This window comes from Photorhabdus hainanensis (assembly GCF_018448965.1).
GTDB classification, from domain to species: Bacteria; Pseudomonadota; Gammaproteobacteria; order Enterobacterales; family Enterobacteriaceae; genus Photorhabdus; species Photorhabdus akhurstii.
Window position 1 is genome coordinate 1 of sequence record NZ_RCWD01000162.1, and the last position, 243, is coordinate 243.

A 243-nucleotide genomic window follows, 5' to 3' on the forward strand; every position below is an offset into this window, starting at 1 on the left:
TTTTCGGGTTGTGAGGTTAAGCGAATAAGCGTACACGGTGGATGCCTAGGCAGTCAGAGGCGATGAAGGACGCGCTAATCTGCGAAAAGCGTCGGTAAGCTGATATGAAGCGCCATAACCGGCGATGTCCGAATGGGGAAACCCAGTGCAATGCGTTGCACTATCATTAACTGAATCCATAGGTTAATGAGGCGAACCGGGGGAACTGAAACATCTCAGTACCCCGAGGAAAAGAAATCAACC

1 rRNA gene is annotated in these 243 nt (G+C 50.2%); it reads left to right on the forward strand.

Annotated features, from left to right (window positions below):
* Nucleotides 1-14 precede the first annotated feature (14 nt).
* Nucleotides 15-243 (forward strand): 23S ribosomal RNA (locus EAE92_RS24340); the annotation flags it as partial.